This is a genomic window from Gilliamella sp. Pas-s27 (assembly GCF_009795865.1).
GTDB lineage: Bacteria > Pseudomonadota > Gammaproteobacteria > Enterobacterales > Orbaceae > Gilliamella.
On sequence record NZ_WTEW01000010.1, the window covers coordinates 50,298 to 76,375 of the forward strand.

22 protein-coding genes and 1 pseudogene are annotated in these 26,078 nt (G+C 35.5%); 17 read left to right on the forward strand and 6 right to left on the reverse strand.

The annotated features are described in order from the left end of the window. Nucleotides 1-42 precede the first annotated feature (42 nt). From pbpC to pmrB, 7 genes are all read left to right on the forward strand, one after another. Nucleotides 43-2,340, forward strand: a complete 2,298-nt coding sequence (gene pbpC / locus GQ589_RS05450) for a penicillin-binding protein 1C (RefSeq protein ID WP_160424989.1) — start codon at nt 43-45, stop codon at nt 2,338-2,340. A 14-nt stretch (nt 2,341-2,354) separates the two neighbouring features. Next, nucleotides 2,355-2,777 (forward strand): nucleoside-diphosphate kinase, encoded by a 423-nt coding sequence (gene ndk / locus GQ589_RS05455; protein ID WP_160424991.1) that lies wholly within the window; start codon nt 2,355-2,357, stop codon nt 2,775-2,777. Between the two features lie 104 nt (nt 2,778-2,881). Next, complete coding sequence (locus GQ589_RS05460) at nt 2,882-3,715, forward strand: ABC transporter substrate-binding protein (protein ID WP_370519420.1); 834 nt, start codon at nt 2,882-2,884, stop codon at nt 3,713-3,715. Between the two features lie 5 nt (nt 3,716-3,720). Next, complete coding sequence (locus GQ589_RS05465; RefSeq protein ID WP_160400012.1) at nt 3,721-4,446, forward strand: amino acid ABC transporter permease; 726 nt, start codon at nt 3,721-3,723, stop codon at nt 4,444-4,446. Nucleotides 4,447-4,452: 6 nt separating this feature from the next. Then, nucleotides 4,453-5,136, forward strand: a complete 684-nt coding sequence (locus GQ589_RS05470; protein ID WP_160424995.1) for an amino acid ABC transporter permease — start codon at nt 4,453-4,455, stop codon at nt 5,134-5,136. A 144-nt stretch (nt 5,137-5,280) separates the two neighbouring features. After that, the gene (pmrA, locus tag GQ589_RS05475; RefSeq protein WP_160411625.1) at nt 5,281-5,943 is read left to right on the forward strand and encodes a two-component system response regulator PmrA; all 663 of its coding nucleotides are present in this window, start codon (nt 5,281-5,283) and stop codon (nt 5,941-5,943) included. Nucleotides 5,944-5,987: 44 nt separating this feature from the next. Next, entirely contained in the window at nt 5,988-7,091 is a 1,104-nt protein-coding gene (gene pmrB, locus GQ589_RS05480; protein ID WP_160424998.1) for a two-component system sensor histidine kinase PmrB, read from the forward strand. Here pmrB and GQ589_RS05485 read toward each other — a convergent pair. After that, nucleotides 7,060-7,680: a YrbL family protein gene (locus GQ589_RS05485; RefSeq protein WP_160400008.1), complete on the reverse strand. Its 621-nt coding sequence runs from the start codon at nt 7,678-7,680 to the stop codon at nt 7,060-7,062. The genes pmrB and GQ589_RS05485 overlap by 32 nt on opposite strands. A gap of 277 nt (nt 7,681-7,957) precedes the next feature. On the opposite strand from GQ589_RS05485, the gene rplM reads away from it, so the two are divergent. Together rplM and rpsI are read left to right on the forward strand one after the other, a co-directional pair. Further along, complete coding sequence (rplM, locus tag GQ589_RS05490; protein WP_065566227.1) at nt 7,958-8,386, forward strand: 50S ribosomal protein L13; 429 nt, start codon at nt 7,958-7,960, stop codon at nt 8,384-8,386. A gap of 11 nt (nt 8,387-8,397) precedes the next feature. Next, nucleotides 8,398-8,790: a 30S ribosomal protein S9 gene (gene rpsI / locus GQ589_RS05495; RefSeq protein ID WP_034915459.1), complete on the forward strand. Its 393-nt coding sequence runs from the start codon at nt 8,398-8,400 to the stop codon at nt 8,788-8,790. A 587-nt stretch (nt 8,791-9,377) separates the two neighbouring features. On the opposite strand, the gene GQ589_RS12425 is transcribed toward rpsI, so the two are convergent. The 3 genes from GQ589_RS12425 to GQ589_RS05505 form a co-directional block, all read right to left on the reverse strand. Then, a complete protein-coding gene (locus GQ589_RS12425) occupies nt 9,378-9,512 on the reverse strand; it encodes a hypothetical protein (protein WP_255471108.1) in 135 nt (44 codons plus the stop codon). A 789-nt stretch (nt 9,513-10,301) separates the two neighbouring features. Further along, complete coding sequence (locus tag GQ589_RS05500; RefSeq protein ID WP_160424999.1) at nt 10,302-12,605, reverse strand: TonB-dependent receptor domain-containing protein; 2,304 nt, start codon at nt 12,603-12,605, stop codon at nt 10,302-10,304. A gap of 106 nt (nt 12,606-12,711) precedes the next feature. After that, nucleotides 12,712-13,560, reverse strand: coding sequence for a hemin ABC transporter substrate-binding protein (locus GQ589_RS05505; RefSeq protein ID WP_160399986.1), 849 nt, complete (start codon nt 13,558-13,560; stop codon nt 12,712-12,714). A gap of 269 nt (nt 13,561-13,829) precedes the next feature. On the opposite strand from GQ589_RS05505, the pseudogene hutW reads away from it, so the two are divergent. From hutW to GQ589_RS05540, 7 genes and pseudogenes are all read left to right on the forward strand, one after another. Then, a pseudogene (gene hutW / locus GQ589_RS05510) lies at nt 13,830-15,134 on the forward strand (heme anaerobic degradation radical SAM methyltransferase ChuW/HutW); the annotation flags it as partial. Between the two features lie 125 nt (nt 15,135-15,259). Then, the gene (hutX, locus tag GQ589_RS05515) at nt 15,260-15,760 is read left to right on the forward strand and encodes a heme utilization cystosolic carrier protein HutX (RefSeq protein ID WP_160399984.1); all 501 of its coding nucleotides are present in this window, start codon (nt 15,260-15,262) and stop codon (nt 15,758-15,760) included. Between the two features lie 18 nt (nt 15,761-15,778). Continuing rightward, nucleotides 15,779-16,417 carry an NAD(P)H-binding protein gene (locus GQ589_RS05520; protein WP_160425003.1) on the forward strand — a complete coding sequence of 213 codons (639 nt, stop codon included), beginning with the start codon at nt 15,779-15,781 and terminating at the stop codon, nt 16,415-16,417. Nucleotides 16,418-16,463: 46 nt separating this feature from the next. After that, entirely contained in the window at nt 16,464-17,465 is a 1,002-nt protein-coding gene (locus GQ589_RS05525; RefSeq protein WP_370519419.1) for a FecCD family ABC transporter permease, read from the forward strand. 16 nt (nt 17,466-17,481) lie between these two features. Continuing rightward, on the forward strand, nt 17,482-18,255 hold the full coding sequence (locus GQ589_RS05530) for a heme ABC transporter ATP-binding protein (RefSeq protein ID WP_160399982.1): 774 nt from the start codon (nt 17,482-17,484) through the stop codon (nt 18,253-18,255). A gap of 85 nt (nt 18,256-18,340) precedes the next feature. Further along, nucleotides 18,341-19,342, forward strand: coding sequence for a zinc transporter ZntB (zntB, locus tag GQ589_RS05535; RefSeq protein ID WP_160425005.1), 1,002 nt, complete (start codon nt 18,341-18,343; stop codon nt 19,340-19,342). A gap of 73 nt (nt 19,343-19,415) precedes the next feature. After that, a complete protein-coding gene (locus tag GQ589_RS05540; RefSeq protein WP_160425008.1) occupies nt 19,416-21,308 on the forward strand; it encodes a DNA topoisomerase III in 1,893 nt (630 codons plus the stop codon). Nucleotides 21,309-21,393: 85 nt separating this feature from the next. Here the strand turns inward: GQ589_RS05540 and GQ589_RS05545 are convergent, their stop codons facing one another. Further along, nucleotides 21,394-22,065 carry a hypothetical protein gene (locus GQ589_RS05545; protein WP_160425010.1) on the reverse strand — a complete coding sequence of 224 codons (672 nt, stop codon included), beginning with the start codon at nt 22,063-22,065 and terminating at the stop codon, nt 21,394-21,396. Nucleotides 22,066-22,776: 711 nt separating this feature from the next. Here GQ589_RS05545 and mgtA point away from each other — a divergent pair. Continuing rightward, nucleotides 22,777-25,485, forward strand: a complete 2,709-nt coding sequence (gene mgtA / locus GQ589_RS05550) for a magnesium-translocating P-type ATPase (protein WP_160425012.1) — start codon at nt 22,777-22,779, stop codon at nt 25,483-25,485. A gap of 328 nt (nt 25,486-25,813) precedes the next feature. Here the strand turns inward: mgtA and GQ589_RS05555 are convergent, their stop codons facing one another. Then, a complete protein-coding gene (locus GQ589_RS05555; protein WP_160399977.1) occupies nt 25,814-26,035 on the reverse strand; it encodes a YdcH family protein in 222 nt (73 codons plus the stop codon). Between the last annotated feature and the right edge of the window lie 43 nt (nt 26,036-26,078).

The window sequence follows — 26,078 nt, forward strand, 5'->3', positions numbered from 1 at the left end:
AGTGGTAGCTGTTTTGTACTCAACTATTTGAATTTTAATAAAATGAAAAAGCGCCTGCGTAATATTCTGGCTTTCTTGTTTTTTTGCATCCTTTTATTATTAGGTGGCTTTTTTGTTGCCGATCATTTTTTTCCGCTTTCTATCACAAACACTAAAACCACTCAAACCATTCTTGCCGAAGATGGTACACCTCTTTGGCGTTTTGCTGATGAAAATGGTGTTTGGCGGTATCCTATCAAATTAGATGAAGTTCCTAATGATTATCTTGATGTGTTGTTAAATTATGAAGACCGTCATTTTTATGAGCACTTTGGTATTAATCCAGCTTCTTTATTGAGAGCCGCTTGGCAAAATATTACCAATAGGCGGATTATTTCGGGAGGGAGCACTATTTCGATGCAAGTTGCAAGGTTGCTCTATCCGCATGATCGTACGGTAATAGGTAAGTTAAAGCAGATATTTCGAACGTTGCAACTTGAGTTGCATTTTACGAAAGATGAAATTTTAACTTTATATATTAATCGTGCCCCATTCGGTGGCACTATCGAGGGCTTAGGTGCGGCGAGTTGGTCGTATTTTGGTAAAGAACCAAAAGCATTAACGCGTAGCGAGGCTGTGTTATTGGCTGTATTGCCACAAGCACCAAGCCGTTTGCGTCCAGATAGATATCCTCAACGAGCTAAACAGGCTCGAGATAAGGTTTTAGCAAGGTTAGCTCAATATCAAGTTTGGTCACCCGATATTATAGAGCAAGTTCAAAAAGAAGATGTTTGGGTTTATCCTCGTAAAAAGCCACAACTTGCTCCATTGTTAGCTCGACGTTTAAGTCAGCAATACCCAAATGAAGATATTATTCATTCAAATATCGATCTGTCTTTGCAATATAGTCTTGAAGATATTGCTAGTAATCGTAAAAATCAGTTACCACCCAAAACGTCATTGGCTATTTTGGTTGTGGATCATACCGATATGTCGGTAAAAGGGTATGTTGGTTCGGTTGATTTTAATAATAAGGAGCGATTTGGTCAGGTTGATATGATAAGCGCACTGCGATCGCCTGGGTCAACGTTAAAGCCTTTTATGTATGCACTCGCGATTGATGAAGGTATGATTCATTCTGAGTCGTTATTGCAAGATACGCCACGAATTAGTTCTGATTATCGACCTACAAATTTTGATGAAGATTTTTATGGACCAATCAGTGCTTCAGAGGCATTAAAAAACTCATTAAATTTACCCGCAGTTCAGTTAATTGAACTTTATGGCCCTAAACGATTTGCCGGCAAACTTGCCGGCATTGGTTTACCGCTTGAGTCTAACGGTAATACACCTAATATATCGTATATATTAGGCGGTGCGTCGTTGAGAATGGATAACTTGGTTAGTGCCTATAGTGCTTTTGCTCGCCATGGGCAAGCTAGTCCTTTACGTTTTGTACAAAACGAACCTCTGTTAAGTAAACCATTTATTAGTGATGGTAGTGCATGGATCACAAGACAGATGCTTGTTAATAGTCATCAACTTGTTTATAAAACAGGAACTAGCTATGGTTATCGTGATGCTTGGGCGGTTGGCATGAACCCTCGTTATTTAATTGGTGTTTGGGTGGGACGTCCAGATGGCACACCTGTTGTTGGTCAATATGGCAGTATTACCGCCGTGCCAATTTTGCAACAAGTTAGTTCGTTATTATTAAATAAAGAGCGACGAATGAACCGCCCATTACCTGTTATAACTAAACCAGCTAGTGTTACTTTACAAAAAATCTGTTGGCCATCAGGACAAATTCTGCCAGCAAATGATGAAAACTGTCACCGCCAGAAAAATGCTTGGATATTTAATAAAATGGTTCCCCCTACGCTTGATACACTTACAGCGCTTAATAACAACGTCTATCGGTCAGGGTGGATCACTATTTGGGTTAATGATGCAGGAAAACGTGTATCGGCTGATTGTAATAATGCGCATAAAAAACAGATTGCACTGTGGCCAATCGCGTTAGAAAATTGGTTGTTACCAAAAGAGCGCAGGCAATCTTTACTTCCTGAGGTTGATAAGTATTGCCCTGTTTTTGGTAAAGATGCTTTTTCGCCACTCGATATTATTGGTTTGCGAAATAAACAATGGGTAAAACGATTATCCGGGCAACAAGATGTTACTATTGATTTAACCCCACAAGGGGGAATAGGTGAAAAATGGTGGTTTTTAGATGGTAAGCTTTTTGAGCACAGCGATGAAGATCAAAAAGTTGCCCTAACAGTAAGCCAAAAGGGTATACACCATTTATTGTTATTAGATCAAAGTGGGCAAATTTTACGAATGACATTTACCCTTGATTAGTTAGGATCAAGTATATGGCTATTGAACGAACATTATCTATCATCAAACCCAATGCGGTTAAGAAGCAGTTGATTGGTGAAATAATCATGCGTATCAAACAAGCAAAACTTAATATTGTTGCGCTAAAAATGCTTACATTAACGCCAAAACAAGCAGAAGGCTTTTATGCCGAGCATCAAGAAAAACCGTTTTTTGAAAAATTGGTTAATTTTATGATATCTGGTCCTATTGTTGTTTTGGTTCTTGAAGGTGACAATGCTGTTAAGCGTTATCGGGAGCTAATGGGGTCTTCTGATTTGTCTAAAGCCACTGTTGGCACTTTGCGGGCTGATTTTGCAGATAACGCAACCGAAAATTCCGTACATGGTTCAGACTCTCTACAATCAGCAGAAAGGGAGATCGCTTACTTTTTTGTAGATAGTGAGATAACGGAATAATCTATATAACTTTAAGTTATAAGTATGTGAGTATTTGTTATTTATTCATTTGATTCTTTGTTGTTAGACTTTAACTGAAAATAACATAACCTTTATTAGGGAGAATCAGGATGAAATTGTTGACTAAATCACTAACAGTGGTCACATTAATAAGTAGTTTGTTAGGTGTAAATTCTGCTTATGCAGATCGCCTTGATGACATAGAAAAACGAGGCGAAATCAAAATAGCCGTGTTTGATAGTAACCCACCATTTGGTTATGTTGACGAAAAAACCAATAAAGTTGTTGGTCTTGATGTCGATTATGCAAATGAAATCGGCAAAGCCCTCAACGTTAAAGTTGACTTAGTTCCAACCAATCCAGCCAATCGAATCCCATTATTAACATCTCAAAAAGCCGATTTAATTGTCGCCAATTTTACTGTTACAGATGAAAGAGCAAAAACCGTTGATTTTAGTTTGCCTTATTTTGCAACTGGTCAAAAATTTATCGCAAAAAAAGGCGTTTTAAAATCAGCGGATGATTTAAAAAAACTCCGTATAGGTGCTGACAAAGGTACGGTTATGGAAATTACGCTACGTGAAAAATACCCAACAGCAAAAGTGATTTCTTATGATGATACACCATTTGCCTTTGCGGCATTACGTAATGGTGTTGTGCAAGCAATTACTCAAGATGATGCTAAATTAATTGGTTTATTGGCTAATGTGCCAGAAGAACAACGTGCCGCATTTGAAATTTCGCCATTTAGTATTACCCAAGAATATCAAGCCGTGGGTATCCCAAAAGGGGAGGTTCGCTTAAAAGAAAAGGTGAATCAGATTTTATTAACGCTTGAAGAAAAGGGTGATGCATTAACCATTTATAACCGTTGGTTTGGACCTGATACTACATCGGCAATGCCTCGTGGTGATTTTAAAATAGGTAAAGGTCAGTAAGCATTATGTACGAGCAATTACTTGAGCCCCGTTACCTGTGGTGGTTATGGGATGGTTTTTTAGTTACGTTAGCTATCTCATTACTTACTATTATTTTTTCAACATTATTGGGTTTTTTATTGGTTATTGCTCAACAAAGTAAAATTAAAATTATTCAAATCATCGTAATGGGGTATAACGCAATTTTCCGTTATTCTCCATTATTGCCACAGCTCTTTTTTTGGTATTTTGGCGTGGGTAATTTATTACCTGTTGAATTTAAATTATGGTTATTCGATGAACCGCAAATTTGGTTGTTCTTTTTTTCACTGAAAATGCCATCGTTTGAGTTTATTATTGGTTTAGTTGGATTGACGTGTTATTCAAGTGCGTTTATTGCTGAAGAGTTTAAAGCTGGCATTGCTGGCGTTAGGCGAGGGCAAGAACATGCATCATTAGCTTTAGGTTTAACTTGGTGGCAAAGTATGCGATTTGTTATTTTACCGCAAAGCTTTCGTATTGCCTTTCCGCCTTTAATTGGTCAGTACATGAATATCATCAAAAATTCGTCATTAACAATGGCTATTGGTGTGCTAGAGCTTTCTTATGTATCGCGTCAAGTTGAAACCGAATCATTAAAAACTTTTCAAGACTTTGCCATTGCTACTTTATTGTATATTTTAGCCATTATTATTGTTGGTACTTTAGGTAATATTTATCAAGCAAAACGATTACAAATAGGTAAGGTGTAACCACTTATGGAGCTTAAAGGGTTAGAAGTTATTTATAATAATTTAAGTTATATGATGTGGGGTAACTTTCCAGGTGGCATGTTTTTAACATTGTTAATGAGTCTTATTGCCATTCTATTTTCAACCTTTTTAGGTATTTTAGCCGGAGTGGGGCTAACGGTTTTTAAAGGGGGAATGCATCATTTGTTAGTAGCTGTGCTTGGTTTTTTAAGAGCAATTCCCGTTGTTATGCTTATTTTTTGGACTTATTTTCTTTTGCCTGTATTACTCAATATTGATGTCCCCGCTATTGCAACTGTAGTTTTTGCTTTATCACTTATTGGTGCTGCTTATATTGGTCATTCAGTTCATGCTGGCATGATTGCTGTGGCTAAAGGACAGTGGCAAGCAGGGTTTTCATTGGGGTTGACTAAAAAACAAGTTATTTTATTTATCATTTTACCTCAAACTCTTAAAATGATGTTGCCTTCTTTTGTTAATCAATGGGTTTCAATCATTAAAGATACGTCGTTAGCCTATATTGTTGGAGTGGCAGAATTTACTTTTATTGCAACACAAATTAATAATCGTAGTATGGTTTATCCAACGGAGATATTTTTGTTTGTGATTGTTGTTTATTTTATTATCTGTGCATCACTTGATTTTGCGGTTTCGATTTTACCAAAATTAAAGTTATTTCATTTTAAATAACATATACAAAAATGTCTTATTAGTTTTTAATAGATCATTTTAATCATTGAAGTATAAGCAATTCACTGCTTTTCTACACTTTAGATATATAAAGTATATAATAGGTAACGAAAGTTTTAACATCCACATTAGGGTGACTGAACAATGAAAATATTAATTGTCGAAGATGATAGCTTGCTACAAAAAGGGTTGTATGATGGTATCACATCAAGCGGTTATGTCTGTGAAGTTGCTTCAAATGGCAAGCAGGCTGAAGAATATATTCAATTTGGGAAATTTAGTTTAATTATTTTAGATTTAGGTTTACCGGATTGTGATGGACTGGAACTGTTAATCCGCTGGCGAAAAAATAACATATCAACTCCTGTACTGGTTTTAACTGCTCGCGATACGATTGAAGATAGAGTAGATGGTTTAGATAATGGTGCCGATGATTATTTAATTAAACCTTTTGTTTTAGCCGAATTATTAGCTAGAGTAAGAGCATTAATTCGTCGTGATCAAGGTACTGCTGATAATCTTATTAGCTATGGCCCGATTACTATTGACATTAAACATCAAAACGTAATGCTTAATAATCAAAAAGTAGTATTGACTCCCAAAGAGTTTATTGTATTGTCTCGATTAATGCTAAAAGCTGGCGAAAAGGTACACCGAGATTTATTACAAAATGATCTTTATGATTGGCAAAGTGATCCAAGTTCGAATGTTTTAGAAGTTTATATTCATGGATTACGTAATAAATTAGGTAAAAATTTTATTCGTACAGTACGAGGATATGGTTATCAACTTAATGATGGATGTTGATAAGCCGATTAATTTAAAATTCGTTTAAATTAGACAATTAGATTATGATTTCAAAATCACTTAATAATATACGCCATAGCATTCGTTGGAACCTCTTTTTTACTTTAGGTTTTATTATGTTGGTTTGTCAGATTATTACTGTTTTTTGGCTATGGCATGAAAGTAAAGAACAAATTGATGCATTGGTTAATTTAACTCTAAGTCAAAATAAAATTGATGAAGTTGTTGAACAAGAAGAGCTAGAAGCCATTTTTGTTTTATTTTGTTCTGCGTTTTCAATGATGTTAGTAACACTCTTTTTAGCATACCAAGCCATCAAACGAATAACAAAACCTCTCGAAATTTTAGAAAAAGATCTTAATCAGCGTACCGAACAAAACCTAAACCCCATTGCACCAATTAGTGATATGCGTGAGATTAAATCGATTACGTCAGTATTAAATAACCTTTTTGTTAGATTGAATAATACATTATTTCAAGAACGTCTTTTTACCGCTGATGTGGCTCACGAAATGCGAACACCTTTAGCGGGTATCCGTTTGCATTTAGAATTATTAGAAAATAAACATAATATTGATTGTTGTGAATTAATTAGTCGTATAGATCGTTTAGTTAATACTGTCGAACAACTATTAATGCTTGCACGAGCTAGTCAAAAATTTACAATAGGCCAATATCAACATATTAATTTTTATAATGATATTATGATTCCGTTATCCGACGAGCTAACAGAATTAACCTCAAAAAAACAGCAACGCCTTGAATGGTATATGGTTAATAAAAATCTTGTTTTTAATGGTGATGTGACTTTGATAAGGCTATTAGTGCGTAATTTAGTCGAAAATAGTTATCGTTACAGTCCAGATAACACCAAAATTATGGTAAGTTGTTATCAAGACAAAAAAGACATTGTTATTACGGTCGAAGATGATGGTAAAGGGATCGATGAATCTAAAAGCGAACAATTGACCCAAGCCTTCTTTCGGATGGATCGTAAGCATAATGGTATTGGGCTTGGCTTAAGTATTGTTAATCGTATTGCCAAATTGCACCATGGCCTATTTACCTTAAAAAATAGGCCTGATAAAGCGAACGGTGTTATTGCACAATTTCGAATTATTGATTCAGATCGTCAACTAAACGTGTGATCAATTGGTTGTCGCTATTTTCTTTAATTATTGATATTAAAAAACGTTGCCAAGTTCGTTCAATTTTAGCTTTAGCAAAAAATGGAATGTAATTGGCAATCGGAATTAAGGTTGAGTTACCAATATTATCGATAATAACTAATCGGCTTTTTTCAGTACTTAAGTGTTGAAATAAAATATTTTTGCTTTTTATTGTCATTGTAATAATGCGGTCTTTTAATAAAGCTGATTTTAGCGTTTTTAAAGCAAGCACTAAACCATCATAATATTGCATAGTTAATTTTTCATCAGCGAGGTATCTTTCAAGCGGTATAGCTATTTCACCATTATAATCCCGAATAAGTTCAAAAGCATGACCTTTACCATAACTCGTTGAAACTGGACCGTAATATTTTGCTAGCGCATCAAATGAAACGTTGCGTCTAATTAGATGTTTATAATAGGAAATTTCTCGATTTGTTTCCTCTTCGGCACCAACATTATAATTTACTTTGATACACTTACTTGGATCATTCGGATAATGATAACATTTTCGATGCAATCCTCTGCTAATATAATCTTCTTCTGAAAGTTGAATTGTATTGTTCATTTATTAAAATATTCTGTCATTCAATATTATTTTTTAGTTTATCAGCAAGCGTCCCTTCTCGCTATGATTTTTTCTTTTTTACTCTAGCGCTTTTATATTATTTCTGTATAATATCGCAACCCACGTTACGACAATGTTTTTCCCAACGTTGTTTGCGGTTGTCGATATTAATATAACCACTCGAAGGGGTGAGTTGGTTAATAGATACAATCAAAAAGTGTAAATAAATCAAAATGATTTATTAACGTGAGATTAATTTAAAATTGGATAATTACGAATGAGTACTTTTTCAGCTAAACCAGAAACAGTTAAACGCGACTGGTATGTTGTTGATGCAGCAGGTAAAACGTTAGGTCGTTTAGCTACTGAAATCGCAAGCCGTTTGCGTGGTAAACACAAAGCAGAATATACACCACATGTTGATACAGGTGATTATATTATCGTTATCAATGCAGAAAAAGTTGCTGTAACAGGCAAAAAACGCACTGATAAAATTTATTATCGTCATACTGGTTACATCGGTGGACTTAAAGAAGCGACTTTTAAAGAAATGATTGAACGTCATCCTGAACAAGTCATCGAAATTGCTGTAAAAGGCATGTTACCGAAAGGTCCTCTTGGTCGTGCAATGTACCGTAAACTAAAAGTTTATGCTGGTAATGAGCACAATCATGCGGCACAACAACCGCAAGTATTAGATATTTAAGGGGATAGAAGATGGCTGATAATCAATATTACGGTACAGGTCGCCGCAAAAGTTCCGCTGCTCGTGTGTTTATCAAACCAGGTAGTGGTAACATCGTTATTAACAAACGTTCATTAGAGCAATACTTTGGTCGTGATACTGCTCGTATGGTTGTTATGCAACCATTAGAGTTAGTAGAAATGACTGACAAACTTGATCTTTACATCACTGTTAAAGGTGGTGGTATTTCAGGTCAAGCTGGTGCTATTCGTCACGGTATTACTCGTGCGTTAATGGAATATGACGAAACCTTACGCTCAGCATTGCGTCAAGCAGGCTTCGTTACTCGTGATGCACGTCAAGTTGAACGTAAAAAAGTGGGTCTACGAAAAGCTCGTCGTCGTCCACAATTCAGCAAACGATAAGTGCGACAAGGGTCGTGCTTACCACGCCTAACTTATTGATTTTTATCAATATTTTAGGTGGATACTTAGGGTCAAAAGCCCTAAGTGTCTCTACACAGTATCTAAGTAGGACATTATATATAGTGTCCGAAAGGATACTGTGTATATAACCCTCCAAAGGTACAGTTGGTAATATAATCTAGTTGAGATATCTCAACTATTATAGAGAACTAACTCTCTTTTTACAATTCAATTTAAACACATCTGATAAATTCTGGTACTTTCCAACAGGATGCAATAGATATTATTGTAATCGTTGAAGGAGAGGAGAGAATTCCAATCAGCATATAGTTTAAGCTGAAATTGATGAAGTGTGTGTAGTGATAAGTGCAAAAGCTATTATTATCATTGTTGAATCAGGATTGTAGTAACATTATACAAGAATGAGAGTTCAACCTGTTATATGGCTAACAGTAGTCTAGGGATAGTGCGAGACTGGCAACGGTCTGGTGCGGAGCTTCCTGACAATGTACCCCCTTGAGGAATAGCAAGGTTAATGCGTACTGTGAGGTAACATTAAGTAATGGCAAGTAGTATGTCATGAGGGGCTAGACTGGGTAGAAAGATGAACGTAAGTGAATAGATAATAAACGTCGTAATGCTGAAAAAGCCAAAACTACTGATAGGCTTTGACCAAAAGGTAAAATAGTCGGATATTCCTGTTTATCGTGGGAATACGTCATCAATAAGACTATCGGCGAACAGTCTACATCTTAACTACTCGTGTGATAATAATGGAACTTGGTAAGCCTGTACGTTTGCCGTCCACAATTCAGCAATCGATATTATATATAGAGTGCAAAGATTGAGGTTGGCAGGCAAAGCGTAAGTGATGCTGATGAACATGCAGGTAAGGGAGGTTAGAGAAAGCGAATGATTGGCTGTAATGGTCAATATAGGGTATGAAACATGACCTAACTCGAAAGGGTGCAGACTTCTAACTGGTCTTTCGTCGCAAGAGGATAGGCTAATCCTTTGGTGGGTAATTTCCAATGAAATTATTTTAGGCGAGGGATGAGCTAGCGAATGCTGAGCAGTTGTGGATTATCGGGAAAAATAGTCCACCTGTGAACACTCGCCAAGCTCAAAATTCAATCATTAACCGTGTTACAAAGTGGTAGAGTATTTGATTAATTGAATAACTGTCACCTGTAGCGTGGGTAGTTATGTTGGCGGTTATTCATACCGTCGGGAAAGCAGATGGCATCAATGATTTGGTTTGAGTGAGTTTTTTGTAAAAAACATTAAAATAAAAACTTTAATAAAATCAATACCTTTCCTGACTGATTTTTAGGGTAAAATTAAAATGTCTGAAATTATAGTGTCGATCTTATTTATTGTTCTGATAAAATTTTGGATGAGGATTGATTTTATTGATGTTTTTTATAGCTGTTAATCCCTAGCTTCTTTTTATAAAAAATAACCCGCTTAAGCGGGTTAGTCTCAAAAAATACCGTGTCTTTAATTTGCGATTAAAAATCAATATCCATCCCTAATTGGAATGTCCTACCTGGTGCGGTAAACATTTCTAGGTATTTATAATTTGATGTTTTGTATAATTTATTATTGCTCAGGTAATCCCAGTATTTTTGATCGGTAAGGTTATAAATACCACCACTTAATTTTACGTTTTTAGTGATATTAACATAACCCGTTAAATCAATAATTCCATGGCCTGCAATTCTAAAATAATCATCAGTTGAGTCTTTAATTGGTTTACCATCGTTGTTATATGTTTCACGAGTTGTACCGTCAGTTTTTTTGCCTTTTTGGAATGTTGTTGTCAATGCAAAACCGTAGTATTGGTTGGGGTCATCCCATGCGAGTCCAATAGTGCTTTTTAATGGCGCTATGGTGTCCATTTCAATGTATTTGTCGCCCAAATAACTTGATTTTGATTTGCCTTGGTTGTAGCCGATGGCAAATCTTGCACTTAAGCCATTGACTGATTCAAACCACGTTCCGATGTTAAATTCGCTACTTAGTTCTGCACCGTAAATGTAGGCTTTATCTCGGTTTTCAGATTGGTAGACGATTCGGTTACCGACTCCTACAAAGTTCTTTTTGTAACGAGAATAAGCAATGAAGTTTTTGTATTTATTATAAAAAGCCGCTGTCGATAATGTAATGCCCGCTGTCGGTTGTCCTTTTAGGCCTAGTTCAAAGTTATCGCTGGTTTCAGTTTTTAGATTTGAATCCCCCACAAGTACATACATTTGGCTATGTGCTAAATATGAGCCATATAATTGGTTTTGATTTGGCATTTGTGCACCACGTTTGTATTGTAAGTAAGTGGTGAAGTTGGGGGTAATGTCGTACATGAATGACAGCGATGGTAGGATTTTGAAGTCACTGTTGCTGCTGTACTGTTTGCCAAGTTGGTTTGCGTTGATATTAGTTACGCGCATGTTTTCAAGATGTTGAGGTTTTGTGTTTTGGTATATTGCTCTTGCACCCGGAACTAAATAAAAGTTGTTGCTGTTGTTGATATTAAAACTAATACGGTCTTCAACAAATCCACCTAGTTGATAACTACGGCTGTCTGCTTGTGGTTTTGTGTAATCACCATCAGGGAAGAAATTTCCATATTGTGATTTTGCTGATGTATAAAATGGTGATTCGTCTTTGCCCCATTTTGCATTTAAGCCTGCGCTGATTTTTTGGTTGTCATAGCTTTTTAGTAAAGTGGTGATGAAGTTGTAGGTTTTTGTGTTGTAGTGTGTTTGTGTGTTGAAATTGCCTCTAGATATATGTTTTAGGTCTGTGTTATCGTAAACGTGAGTTTGTTGGTAGTTGATTTGAGTCGTTAGGGTATCAATCCAGCTAATGTTAGTTGGTTTCCATTGATCTTTGAAGGCTAGATTAAAGCGATTATTTTTGCTTTTTTGGTGATCAAGAGATTCAATTTTTTTGCCGTATTTATCCCATGTGTTGTAATGAGCATTTTTTGTTTTTGTGCTGTAATCAATAGTAGTATTGAAAAGGTGTTCACTATTTATTTGCCAACCAAAACCCGCTAATAGTGAATTTGAGTGCCAGTTTTCTGGGTAGTTGTTGATTGAGTCGCCATGATTACGGCCTTGTTGACCATCGCGTCGGCTTAATACTAAGATACCATTTAAGTCGTCATCACCACCAGCCATAGTTAGTCCTTGATGGTAACTTCTATCAGTACTGTCATAATTGTTTTGGTAACCAAAGTAACTTGTTTTACCTGGATATAGATAGTAGCTAGCAGTTTTTGTTTGGAATGATACCGAACCACCTAATGCATTATTGGCGTTACTAACCGATGTTGCACCTGATTGGATATCAACGTTGTTGTACATGTAGGTATCTATATAATCGCGACCAATACCATAAGTCCCAAAACCAGCTCTACCCACTGAGTTGACGCGTCCTTGTGCGATGGGTAAAGGCATGCCATCAATGTCAATAGAAACTCGGTTGGCGTCTAATCCACGGATGTTATAACCTGTAAACCCTCCACGATCCCAACTACTTTTGCCACTGCCTGAGCCAGAAATGTTGCCCGGTGCCGAAATGAGTGGTTGGTAACGCATGAGTGTGCCAAAATTAGTGCCACCATCGCGTCTGATATCTTGTTCTGATATTTCCGTTTTGCTGCCGGGCTTTTTTGTTGCTTCGTGCGCAGTAACTGTCATGACGTCATTGTATTTTTCATTGTCATTATTTTCTGCTGCAATTGTTGGCATGGCAAAGGATAAACTAAAAGCTAATGTACTAGTTTTTTTTAAATGAGTAAAGTTAAGCATTTTATTCCTTTCAAACATAATAAATTAAATAATACGCTTCAATTGCTTCGCTTAAAATTGTTATAAATCAAATATAATTATTATGTTATAAACCATTTTCCCAATATTATTTAGGGTAAAAATGTTGGTAAAGTATTTGCGCTACTTCGTCAACTCTTGGTCCTATACCAAATAGGTAGCTGTCATCGATGGTAATGATGCGATTATTTTTAAATGCTGATGTTTCGGTAATTCCCGCAATGGTATTTAGTTTTTCGATCCCGCCTAATTGTTCAATTGAATATTTATTTAATACGATAATTTCAGGATTCATAGCAATTAAAGATTCTGCGGTATAAGTTTTGTAGCTGGTATGTTTGGCAAGGTTTTCCCCACCAGCGATGGTGATTAGGGCATCAGCTGTGGTATTTTTACCGGCGACTGAATTAGTCCCCCCCATGCTCATTAAAAAAAGCACTTTTGCTTTATTAGGATGGTTGTTGGTTTTTTCTTGAATTTTAGTTATGTTAGTTTTGATTTTATTGATTAGCTGTTGCCCTTGAGTTTGTTTATTTAGTTTGTCAGCAATTTTTTCAATATTAGTATAGAGTAAATCAAGTGTACCTGGTACACGCTGTAACGATAGTACATCAACTTTAGCTTGATTGACTTGGCTGATTATGTTATCCGGTTCGACATCGCTTAATGTAATAAATAATGTAGGTTTTAGAGATAAGATCCCTTCAATATTGAGTAATTTCCAATAGCCAATTTGTGGGAGTTTTTTTACTGAATCAGGGTAACTACTTGTTTTGTCAACCCCCACAATCTGATCACCTGCACCAAGGGCAAAGACGATTTCAGTTAATGCCCCCCCTGCAATTACAATTCGTTCATTGGCAAAACTGTTATTAAAGCTGTTAAGGGCGAATATGAATAAAAATAGCCCGATTTTTAATATAAAATTTTTTTTCATTGGTTAATCTCTATCCTTGTGTTTTTGAAAAAAACACCAATCACTATAATTAAAATGATAATCATTATCAATAAAAAATATGGTGTTTATTTACATTTTGTTACTTTATTAAGAACAATTAAATTGATCTTTAAAGATTTTTTTTATTTTTATAAGACATTTATCAATATAAATATCAAATGGTTATAAAAATAACTAATAAAAAATGTTGCTAAATGATAATAATTATTATTTAATTTATGGAGATTATTTGTTCAAGAAATGTTGTTATGAGATCATTAGATGTTAGTGCGTTTTATGCAGAAAACGCCGCGTTACCTTTTAAAAATCGTTGGGCAGTCATGCCTTTACAAGCCAGTTTACCTTTATCTCCACAAGATGTTGTGCCTCAATGGGAAGTTATCCAAAATACTGCTTTAGTCGGTAAAAAAAGATTAATTTATATTCATATTCCTTTTTGTGATATTCACTGTCAATTTTGTGGTTTTTATCAAAATCCGTTAAGGAAGTTTAATACCGAAACTTATATTGATTATCTATTGAAAGAAATATCACTAGAAATCCATAGTAAAGCGATGCAATCAGCTCCTATTCATGCTATCTATTTTGGCGGTGGTACGCCATCAGCTTTAGCCGCTGGGCAAATTGCACGAGTGATTTGTTATTTTAAACAACATGCTCCTTTGGCTCCCGATTGTGAAATTACAGTAGAAGGGCGCATTTCTGATTTTGATGATGAGCGGGTTGATAGTTATATTGAAGCTGGTGCAAATCGGTTTTCAATAGGAGTGCAAACGTTTAATTCTGAAATTAGGCAGCGGTTAGGTCGTGAATCAAACGAAGCTCAAATTATTAAACGCTTTGAGCGCATTGCATTGCGCGATAGTGTTGCTTTGGTATGTGATTTAATGTTTGGTTTACCCAATCAAACCACGCAAACTTGGCAGCGAGATTTAGATATTGCAAACGATTTGCCATTAGACGGTGTTGATCTTTATTCGCTAAATTTGTTACCGACAACGCCATTAGCTAAGGGCGTTGAGAATAAACGTATCGAGCTCCCGTCTGTCACTGATAAGTGTGACTTTTACCATCAAGGCGCTGAGTTTCTTGCTAAGCAAGGTTGGGTTCATTTGACTAATGCGCATTGGGCAAAAAATAGTCGCGAACGTAATTTGTATAATTTTTTAATTAAGCAAGGTTCAAATTTTTTTGCTTTTGGATCTTGTGCTGGTGGGCGCTTAGGCGGGCAATCGTTTATGATACAACGTGATTTGAACACCTACTATGCGCAGCTCGATCAAGGAAGAAAACCCATAATGATGCTAACGGGGAAACCGTTGGTAGGTGAATGGTTGTATCAATTACAAGCCGGTATTGAAAAAGGGCGTATTGATTTAACTCAGCTAACTGAACATTTTCAATTGTTTGATCCTTTGATTCATCAATGGTATCAAGTTGGGCTTTTGCAAAATAAAAGCCATTGTATGCTTTTGACGTTATCGGGACGTTTTTGGTCAAGCAATATTTTGCAAGCCTTGCAACAATTATTGTTACAACTTAATAACCCTGAATATATCCAATTACAACAAAAAATAGCACAAGCAAAACAATCAAAACATGGTCAAGTTGTAATGCCTCATTCTGCTGTTAAAACAGTAAAAAATCCACATAACATTTAGTCATTAAAGGAATTATTATGGTAGATAAACAATCACTTTTAGCCAACTTAGCAGCTTATATGCAAACCAACCCTGAAGAGTTATTAGAAAAAATTGCTCAGGATCATCATGTTACTTTGACACAAGTTATTCAAGCATTGCCGGATGCAAAAATCGTTGAAGGTTGTCATTTTGATACAATTTGGAATGAAGTGACAACTTGGGGAGAAGTGCTGTTTTTAGTGCATACCGGTGATGTCATCGCTGAAATTTCGGGCGAATTGCCACCGGGATCGTATAGCCAAAAATATTTTAATTTACGTCATCAGACAGGGTTAAGTGGTCATATCAAAGCAGATCATTGTCAATATATTGCTTTTATTGAACGCAAATTTATGAAAATGTCTACAGCGTCAATGATATTCCTTAATCATAAGGGGCAAGCAATGTTTAAAATTTTTGTTGGCCGTGATGAAAAACATCAATTAAAAGCTGACCAACTAGAAAAATTCAGAGCATTATCTAAAAGAATTGATTGATTTTAAGAAGTTAATATTATGAAAACATTATTGATCTTTGGGGTAAGCTCAAAACTTGGAACGGGCTATCAAGTTTTACAGTTAGCAAAGCAAATTTATCCTAATTGGCGGTATATTGTTTTAGTTCGAGATAATGATTTTGCCAAGCAATTATCAAGTCAAGGTGTTGAAAGCTATGTCGGCGATGCGACTGATGTTTCACTTGTAAAGCAGTTGTGTGAGTTAGCAAGTGCAGATGCTACGATTGTGTCAACCTTGGGTGGCGAAACAGGAAACTATCAAGCACAACGCGTCATTATTGATTGTGCCGAGCAAGTTGGTATTAAGCAGATGGTTTTAGTTACTTCGTTAGGGTGCGGCGATTCGTGGTCTACGTTATCAGATAAAGCTAAACAGGCTTTTGGTAATGCTGTAAGGGAAAAGTCATTAGCTGAACTATGGTTGCAAACCAGTACGTTAAATTTTGTTATTTTAAGACCAGGTGGTTTGCGAGATGGTGAAATGACACAACATGCCGAGTGTTATTATCAACAAGAAGTTCATGGATTTGTTTATCGTATTGATTTAGCGAAAATAATTATTGACAAAATCGCCACAAATCAGTTTGAACAACGTGCTTATAGTGTTGTTGATCCTAGTTTGAATGTGACTTATTGATGGGTGGCATGACGTGAATCAATCGAAACAAAAAAGAGGTTAGTGGGTGCAAAATAATGATCATCGTTCCAATCGCCATCGTTCGTTGTTATGGGGATTAATCGGTCTACTTTTGGTACTTGTTTTGTTTTCTGCCAATTTAGGTGCTTTGAAGTTGTCTATCACACATTTAATAAGTAAGCCATTTGATGATCCTTTGTGGAATATTTGGCTTAATGTTCGTATGCCACGCATTATGTTAGCAGTTATTGTTGGTATGGCGTTAGCCAGCTCTGGGGTGGTGATGCAAGGTTTGTTTAGAAACCCATTGGCCGATTCAGGTTTATTGGGTATTAGTAGTGGTGCATCTTTAATGGTTGGATTATCGATTTTGTTTCCTACGGTCTTTCCTCCTATTATGATGCTTTACGGTAAGATGGTTGCTGCGTTTACTGGTAGTTTGTTTATTTGTCTGTTGATTTATGTTTATAGCTTAAATGCGCAATGTAATTTGGCCAAAATGGTTTTGTTAGGCGTGGCGATTAATGCCATTATTGGTGCGATTATGGGATGCTTAAGTTATATTGGTGATGAAATCCAATTACGGCAAATTTCGTTGTGGTCGATGGGTAACTTGGGTAAAGGGTCGTGGGATCTGGTTTTAGTTGCAGTATCATTGATTATTCCTGCTCTGTTTTGTGTTTTTAAATTGTCTCATGAGCTTAATATTCTTCAACTTGGTGATGAAGATGCGCATTATTTAGGTATTAATGTACAGCGAATAAAACGTTATCTGTTATTACTGTGTGCAGTGTTAATAGGAACTTCGGTCGCAGTTAGTGGTATTATTGCTTTTGTTGGTTTAGTTGTTCCGCATATGATTCGCTTGCAAGTAGGGGCAAATCATCGTTGGTTATTACCTGCCTCTACACTGGGTGGTGCTTGTTTGTTGCTACTTGCAGATACTTTTGCACGAACGTTAGTCGCTCCTACCGAAATCCCTGTTGGGCTTTTTACAAGTTTGATTGGTGGTCCTTATTTTCTATGGTTAATCTTAAAACATAAATAATAGATGGAATCTGATTATGTTAACTGCTGAACATTTGACTTTTAGTTATGCAAATCGCACTTTAATTAATGATGTGTCTTTAACGATAAAAGCTGGTGAAATTATAATTATAATTGGACCAAATGGTGCAGGTAAATCAACACTGTTGCGTTTGTTAACTGGATACCAAAAACCATCATCGGGAGAGTGCTATTTATTTGATAAGCCGTTATCACAATGGTCAGAAAAGCAGTTATCTAAGGTCAGAACGGTGATGTTACAACAAAGCCACTTGACCTTTCCTTTCAAAGTGAAGGAAGTGGTTGCAATGGGGCGTTCTCCTTATGGCAAGGCCGATTTTAATCAAGCTGTTCAGGAAACCATGTCACAAACTGATTGCCTAAAGCTAGCTGAGCGTGATTACCGTAGTTTGTCAGGGGGGGAACAGCAACGTGTACAGTTAGCTAGAGTTTTGGCACAATTGTGGCAACCGAAGCCAACCGAAAAATTGCTGTTTTTAGATGAACCGACCTCTGCACTTGATTTATATCACCAGCAACAGACTTTAAGATTATTAAAACAACTTGCGTGCAAACAAAAATTAGCAGTGTGTTGTGTTTTGCATGATCTTAATTTAGCAGCATTATATGCCGACAAAATCCTATTAATTAATCAAGGAAAAATTGTTGAGGAAGGCTCTCCTAAAGACGTTTTAACCGCTGATAATGTTGAGCGTTGGTATGGTGTGGAATTGGGTATTTATCATCATCCTGACAATTCTTGTATTCCACAAATTTATTTAATGCCTTAGGGTAGAATATAAACACTAATTAGTAGCTCCATTTTAATCTAAATTCAGTATATAATTTAAAAAAACCATAACAAATGGGGTTATAATGACGAATCAAAATAGTGAAAGTGTTATTTCTGTTTCTCATCTTTTAGAGGCTAATCCAGCATTTTGTTGTCAATTAGATGGTAAAGGCAAAGCTATACCGCTTAATGAACATAGCATTCCTTCTATTTCACAACCCTTTTGGATTCATTTAGACTTTGCTAAACAAGAAACGGTCAATTGGATAAACACCACTCCCCTAATTCCTGATTTAATTAAAATTGAGTTAGTAAAGCCAAATCAAATATCCAAAGAAATCCGTTTTGATTCGGGGGTTTTAGTAGTATTAAAAGGCGTTAATTTTATTCCCAATGAGCTTCCTGATCCTATTGTTACCTTCCGTTTTTTTATTACCGATAACATGATCATTTCAACTCGACATCAACAAATTTCTGCTATTGCTGAATTAAAAGATCATCTAGAAAAGGGTATTGGTCCTGTGGATGTGGCGGATTGGTTGATTCAAATGTCTGATTTAATAAGTGATCAAGTTAACTTATCTTTTGATAGTGTCCACAATAAAATTATTAAGCTAGAGGATTCTGTATTAAATCAACGTATCTTTTCTTATAAAGAGATCGGTCGAGTTCGTAAACAATTGATCGTTTTACGCCGATTATTGTCGCCACAACGTGATATTTTTGTAAAAATTTCGACTGAAAGAATATCATGGATTGACGATAATGATCGTCAAAGGTTGCATGATATTTCTTATCAACAAAATCATTATGTATCAGATATTGATAGCTGTTTGTTGCGGTTAGCTTCAATTATGGAGCAGATTAATAGCTTTTTGGCCGAATCAACCAATAAACGAATTTACTTAATGTCACTATTTACCATTATTTTCACACCAATTACGTTTTTAACCAGTTTACTTGGGGTCAATTTAGCAGGTATTCCTTTTAGTGGTGAAGGTTGGTCTTTTGTTGGATTAATATTGTTACTTGTTATTATTTGTATTATTTCGGTTATTTGGCTTAAATATAAAAAATGGTGGTAATTAGGCTAATCTTTTTTGTAAAAAACGAATAAGCGTTTATAATTTTTGGTATTTTTAATGAATAATTGTTGTTATGCAGTCTAATCAGCCCTATCGTTTATTTATTGCTGAAAAACCCAGTTTAGCTCGGGCCATTGCTGATGTGTTACCAAAACCTCATCAAAAAGGTAATGGTTTTATTAAAGCAAGTAATGGTGATGTCGTTAGCTGGTGTATTGGGCACTTGCTTGAACAAGCCACCCCAGAAGTTTATGATCAGCGATATAAAAAGTGGGTAATTAACGATTTACCCATTGTGCCTGAAAAGTGGATATTGACGCCAAAAAATACGACAGAAAAACAATTTAATATTTTGGTGGATCTCATTAAATCGGCCGATCAAATTGTGCATGCTGGTGATCCGGATAGGGAAGGGCAGTTGTTGGTTGATGAAGTTTTAAATTATTGCCAATTACCACTAGATAAACGCAAATCAATAAAGCGCTGTTTGATTAGTGATTTAAATGCTAGCGCTGTTGAAAAGTCATTACAGCAATTACGCAGTAACCAAGATTTTATCCCTTTGTCTACATCAGCCTTGGCAAGAGCACGAGCCGATTGGCTTTATGGTATCAATATGAGCCGACTTTGTACTATTGTTGGGCAAAAAAACGGTTATCGGGGTGTATTGTCAATAGGGCGAGTACAAACGCCTATTTTAGGGCTAGTTGTTAGGCGTGATTTGGAAATAGCACAATTTGTACCAAAGCCATTTTATGATGTGTTCGCTGTTCTGCAAACCAAAGATAATGAAATTTTCAAAGCCAAATGGCAACCAAGCGAAGCTTGTGCCCCTTATCAAGATGAAGAAGGGCGAGTATTAGCCAAAAAATTAGCCGAAAACGTTTGTCAGCGTATTAACCACCAACCTGGAACTATTGATAAAGTCAGCAATAAAAAGAAAGAGCTTGCCCCGCCAATGCCATTTAATTTATCGGCACTGCAAATTGAGATGGCTAAAAAAAATGGACTGAGTGCTCAAGATGTGCTTGATGTTTGTCAATCGTTATATGAAAAACACAAATTAATTACCTATCCAAGATCAGATTGTCGATTTTTGCCTGAAGAGCATTTAAAACAGATTGCTGGCATAAGATCTGCCATTGAAAATAATTGTCCAGAACTGCAAACCGCAATTAGTAATGCCGATTATACTTTACGCACTAAAGCGTGGAATGACAAAAAAGTAGAGGCGCACCACGCTATTATTCCAACTTTACGTAAAGCAAAAATGGATAACCTAACTGTTAACGAAAAAGCTGTTTATCAAGCCATTGCAACGCAATATTTAGCGCAATTTTACCCCGCTTACAAGTACGCTGAATTACAAATTGATGTTGATATCAAAGGTGGTAAATTTGTTTCTAAAGCTAACCAAATGCTTGATGAAGGTTGGAAAGTTTTGTTTCGAAGTAAAAACAACCAAATAGAAGCTAATAACGACGATAATGAAAGTAATGGTTTATTAACTAAATTAGTTAAAAAAGGCGAAACAGTGCAATGTATTGATACTGAACTGGTTAGCAAAGAAACGCAACCACCAAGGCCGTTTACCGATGCAACACTATTGTCGGCAATGACGGGGATTGCTCGATTTGTTAAAGATCCCGAAATAAAAAAAATACTGCGTGAAACTGATGGACTAGGCACAGAAGCAACTAGGGCAGGGATTATTGAATTGTTATTCAAACGACGGTTTTTAACCCGCCAAGGTAAAACAATACGCTCAACCGAGGTGGGTAAAAACCTAATTTTATCGCTACCCGATATAATGTCCATACCCGATATGACAGCCCATTGGGAATTGCAATTGGATGAAATTAGTAAAAAAGCATTTTCGTATCAGCAATTCATGCATCAACTCAATTCATCACTATTAGATCTTGTTAATCAGTTAAAAAACACAAGATTAAACATTCGTGCTTAGTTGTTATCTATTAGTTGTTATCTAAAAAACAGGATGAAAAGTCATGACTATAATTCACCCTGTTGATTGAATTGTTATGGATTGGTTATTTTTCTGATTCTGTTGTTTCTTCTAACATTGAGGTGTTATTTTTATCTTTTATTACTTTAGCCAATTCATTATTTGCTCTTTGTAAAAAGCTGTTATCTTTTAAAATTAAAAGATAAATTTTGAATCGTTTTATTGGTGCTAATGCAAAGCGAAACAATGCTATGATGATGATAAAAATAGTTAAAATAGCAACCATAACATTGATTATCCAAGAAGAACTAAAGATCGTAATTATATTAGATAACAACACAATAAAGGCAAATGTAAATGCTGCACCGCTAAGTATAACTTCTTTAATTAAATAAGGTTTTATTGGTATTATGCTATTATTTTTAATACTAAAATATTGTGTTAATAAATCCAATTGAGTTAGTTCTATAAGGTTATGAACGTCAGCATTAATTAACGAAATAGCAATATTTTCTTTATCAACATTACCCGCTTTATAAAAGCAAACCTTGTTCCAAATAAGTTTCTTTTTGATATTATTTAAATAATCTGTTTGATATTGGGGATGGGGTGTTTTTGCTAAAATATCAGCATATTTAATAATATTGTCAAAAACATCATTTTGTGGACGTTTTTTATAAATAAACGTGACTAAAGAAAGCATAAAAATAGTGATTAAATTGAACCAATTGTCATGGAGTAATTCAGAAATATCCATTTTAAATATTCTCATTAATTAATTGTGTTACGATTTTATCTTATATTGGATAAAATCGGTATTAATTGCGCATCAAAATGAGTATGAAAAAGACGAAAAGTGCTGTTTTCCAACAATCACTACTTTCTTTTTTCTTTATGAGTTGACTTTTTCCTCTTAAAAGCGTATAAATTGCCCGCCTTTTGAGCTTTTCTTCCTTTTTTAGCTATTATGGAAGTTAAAAACGAGGGTGAAGGGAAGTTGAAATATAAAGTGAAGAGTTCAATTTACAGGAGAAATATGGACACTCAATCGGGTCACCCCAAATGTGGGGGAGATAAATTTAAACACATCATTATCGGTTAATGAACCTGTCTAAATCATCATTTTTTCAGTTCACAAACCGAAATTGATAAAACGGTAATGGTGAACGATATGCATTTTTTTACACGCTATCACACAAATTCAAAACATCAATGCGCACACAGCTTTAAGCAGTGTATTTTGCACCTTTCAGAAAAACATTTAGAACCACCGAGTTGTATCTAAATTCTTAATTAACACTTTTGCTAATTAAATTTAATGCTTAGGGCTAGCTATACAAAGTAGCTTTATAGGCTAGTTTTGCTATGCAATAAAATTTTAGCTTATCACAAAATTTAATCACTTATCGTTATTTGATAACAATGAGTTGGCATGCTTTTGCCGAAATTATGAATATAGGTACTAAAGATGACAAAAAATGTATCAAAAAATAAAGCACAAAATAGTGCAGATATCAAAGCTATCAACGAAGCGCAAAGCAGCCTTGATAGTATTTTATCTAAATTTCAATCTAGCCTTTCTGGTTTAACGCAAGAGAGTGCAAAATCACGAATTGAACAATATGGTAAAAATGAAGTTGCTCGCGAAAAGGCGCCGTCAATTTTAGTGCAATTATTAATGGCATTTAATAATCCATTTATATTTGTATTATTAGCGTTAGCTATTGTTAGTTTTGTGACTGACTATTGGTTACCTTTGCAAAATGGTGAAGAGACTGATTTAACGGGGATTATTATTATTCTAACGATGGTCTCACTCAGTGGGTTATTGCGTTTTTGGCAAGAGTTTCGCTCGAACAAAGCGGCTGAAGCCTTAAAATCAATGATTCGCACAACAGCAACCGTATTGCGTCGTGCGCATAAAGATATGACCCCAGAGCGCATTGAAATTCCATTAAGTGAAATTGTTCCGGGGGATATTGTTTATTTATCAGCGGGGGACATGATTCCAGCAGATATCCGATTGATTGAATCTAGGGATTTATTTGTTAGCCAAGCGGTGTTGACAGGGGAATCAATTCCTGTTGAAAAGTATGACACTTTAGGTGCTGTAACGCAAAAAACGACAGATAACATTGAACAATCAAACATCGACAAAGATAATGCCCTTGATGTCAATAATATCTGTTTTATGGGCACCAATGTGGTTAGTGGTACTGCTACTGCCATTGTAGTTGCCACAGGTGCTGATACGCATTTTGGTTCGTTGGCAAAGTCAATTGTTGGTTCCCGTGCTGAAACTTCGTTTGATCGTGGTGTTAACAGTGTGAGTTGGTTGCTTATTCGCTTTATGTTAATTATGGTACCAATTGTCTTTTTTATTAACGGTTTTTCAAAAAATGATTGGGGTGATGCGGCACTGTTTGCACTAGCGGTTGCTGTTGGTTTAACACCAGAAATGTTACCAATGATTGTAAGTGCCAACCTAGCCAAAGGCGCGGTTGGTATGGCAAAACGTAAAGTGGTTGTTAAACGCCTTAACGCTATCCAAAATTTTGGCGCAATGGATATTTTATGTACCGACAAAACAGGCACTTTAACGCAAGATAAAATTATTTTAGAGCATCATCTTGATATTAATGGACAAGTTGATTCATCCGTTTTAGAACTAGCTTGGCTTAACAGCTATTATCAAAGCGGTATGAAAAACTTAATGGATAAAGCCATAATTCGTTTTACCGAAGAAAAGACCCGTATGAAAAAGGTAAGTACCGGCCTATACAAAAAAATTGACGAATTACCGTTTGATTTTGTACGTCGTCGTTTATCAGTAGTAGTACAAAATGGAAGTGATAATCATTTGATGATTTGCAAAGGTGCCGTTGAGGAAATGTTATCTATTGCAAGTCATGTTTATGAAAATGGCGAATATTTACCATTAGATGATAAACGTAAACAAGCATTAATTGCTTTAGCGCATGACTATAACAAAGATGGTTTTAGAGTATTAGCGGTTGGTATAAAAGACATTCCCGCTAGCGAAACAAAAGCACAATACACTGTACAAGACGAAACAGCCCTTGCGATTCGTGGTTTTTTGACCTTTCTAGATCCACCAAAAGAAAGCGCATTTGAGGCTATTTCGGCATTGAGTGAACATGGTGTCGGCGTTAAAGTGTTAACAGGTGATAACGAAATCATCACTATCAAAGTGTGCCGAGAAGTCGGTTTAGAACCAGGTACACCATTACTCGGTACTGAAATTGAAAAGATGGATGATGCTGAACTTAAAATACAAATCGAACAACGTACTATTTTTGCTAAATTAACGCCATTGCAAAAATCACGAATTATTCGATTATTGCAAGATAATGGTCATACCGTTGGATTTTTAGGGGATGGTATAAATGATGCGCCAGCCCTTCGTGATGCCGATGTTGGAATATCAGTTGATACCGCAACTGACATCGCTAAAGAGTCAGCTGATATTATTTTGCTTGAAAAGAGCTTAATGGTGTTAGAAGAAGGTGTAATATGTGGACGTGAGACCTTTGGTAATATCATGAAATACTTAAACATGACAGCAAGCTCAAATTTTGGCAATATTTTTTCAGTATTGGTTGCTAGTGCGTTTCTACCATTTTTACCTATGCTAGCGATACATTTACTCATTCAAAATTTGCTGTATGATATTTCACAACTATCATTACCATGGGACAAAATGGATGATGAGTTTTTACAAAAACCACGTAAATGGGATGCGTTAAATATTAAACGATTTATGATCTGGATTGGACCTACGTCGTCTATTTTTGACATCTCAACGTATGCTTTAATGTGGTTTGTTTTCAGTGCTAATAGCATTGAAATGCAATCATTATTCCATTCGGGGTGGTTTATTGAAGGGTTACTATCACAAACGTTAGTGGTACACATGCTTAGAACACAAAAAATTCCATTTGTGCAAAGCACTGCGGCATTCCCCGTAATTGTGATGACATTGCTAATTATGGCTGTGGGTATTTATATTCCGTTTTCTCCACTTGGTGGGGTAATTGGATTAGAACCATTACCTTGGTCATACTTTCCATGGCTTTTAGCAACTTTATTTAGTTATTGCTGTGTTGCACAATTGATGAAACGGATTTATATTAAACGCTTCGGACAATGGTTTTAATGCACCAATAACAACTGATTAACAATAACGGCTAAGCGATATCAATATCGCTTAGCGATTCTAAAATTTATATAGTAAAAATTATTAAAAAATCAATTTATTAACCATATAATTATAACAAAAGGAAATAATCTATGAAAAAACCACATAAAAATTTAATTATGTTGCTTAAAAGCCGAAAACAAAAAAAAGCACAAGCGCAGCTAAACAATTAAAACCAAAAGGTTAGTATAAACAATTAGGTTTAAAGATAATAAAAAACCCCAGCTATTGGGGTTTTTATTTGCTCTTTTTATAATAAATTAATTAAAATATTGGATTATATGGCTCAATCCGTATTAGACACCTTTTTCAAAATTTCATAAATTTCATCTTTAATTTTTAGTTTTTGTTTTTTTAATGCTTCTATCGTTTCAGTTGTATTGATAATAATGCCAGATTCAATATTTTTGATTTTTTGATCAAGCTCATTATGTTGATCAAACAATTTTTGAAAACGTAAATCGGTATTTTTTAATTTAGAAATGATTTCTCGATATTCTGGAAACATAACGCCTCCTTATATAGGCAAGATGGAATAATAACAATAGCGA

Coding starts and splice junctions, on each gene's coding strand:
- GQ589_RS05470 (WP_160424995.1), top strand. CDS start 4,453: ATGGAGCTTAAAGGGTTAGAAGTTATTTATAATAATTTAAGTTATATG.
- GQ589_RS05500 (WP_160424999.1), bottom strand. CDS start 12,605: ATGCTTAACTTTACTCATTTAAAAAAAACTAGTACATTAGCTTTTAGT.
- rplM (WP_065566227.1), top strand. CDS start 7,958: ATGAGTACTTTTTCAGCTAAACCAGAAACAGTTAAACGCGACTGGTAT.
- pmrA (WP_160411625.1), top strand. CDS start 5,281: ATGAAAATATTAATTGTCGAAGATGATAGCTTGCTACAAAAAGGGTTG.
- zntB (WP_160425005.1), top strand. CDS start 18,341: ATGACGAATCAAAATAGTGAAAGTGTTATTTCTGTTTCTCATCTTTTA.
- mgtA (WP_160425012.1), top strand. CDS start 22,777: ATGACAAAAAATGTATCAAAAAATAAAGCACAAAATAGTGCAGATATC.
- GQ589_RS05520 (WP_160425003.1), top strand. CDS start 15,779: ATGAAAACATTATTGATCTTTGGGGTAAGCTCAAAACTTGGAACGGGC.
- hutX (WP_160399984.1), top strand. CDS start 15,260: ATGGTAGATAAACAATCACTTTTAGCCAACTTAGCAGCTTATATGCAA.
- GQ589_RS05555 (WP_160399977.1), bottom strand. CDS start 26,035: ATGTTTCCAGAATATCGAGAAATCATTTCTAAATTAAAAAATACCGAT.
- GQ589_RS05530 (WP_160399982.1), top strand. CDS start 17,482: ATGTTAACTGCTGAACATTTGACTTTTAGTTATGCAAATCGCACTTTA.
- ndk (WP_160424991.1), top strand. CDS start 2,355: ATGGCTATTGAACGAACATTATCTATCATCAAACCCAATGCGGTTAAG.
- rpsI (WP_034915459.1), top strand. CDS start 8,398: ATGGCTGATAATCAATATTACGGTACAGGTCGCCGCAAAAGTTCCGCT.
- pbpC (WP_160424989.1), top strand. CDS start 43: ATGAAAAAGCGCCTGCGTAATATTCTGGCTTTCTTGTTTTTTTGCATC.
- GQ589_RS05505 (WP_160399986.1), bottom strand. CDS start 13,560: ATGAAAAAAAATTTTATATTAAAAATCGGGCTATTTTTATTCATATTC.
- GQ589_RS05540 (WP_160425008.1), top strand. CDS start 19,416: ATGCAGTCTAATCAGCCCTATCGTTTATTTATTGCTGAAAAACCCAGT.
- GQ589_RS05545 (WP_160425010.1), bottom strand. CDS start 22,065: ATGGATATTTCTGAATTACTCCATGACAATTGGTTCAATTTAATCACT.
- pmrB (WP_160424998.1), top strand. CDS start 5,988: ATGATTTCAAAATCACTTAATAATATACGCCATAGCATTCGTTGGAAC.
- GQ589_RS05485 (WP_160400008.1), bottom strand. CDS start 7,680: ATGAACAATACAATTCAACTTTCAGAAGAAGATTATATTAGCAGAGGA.
- GQ589_RS05465 (WP_160400012.1), top strand. CDS start 3,721: ATGTACGAGCAATTACTTGAGCCCCGTTACCTGTGGTGGTTATGGGAT.
- GQ589_RS12425 (WP_255471108.1), bottom strand. CDS start 9,512: ATGACGTATTCCCACGATAAACAGGAATATCCGACTATTTTACCTTTT.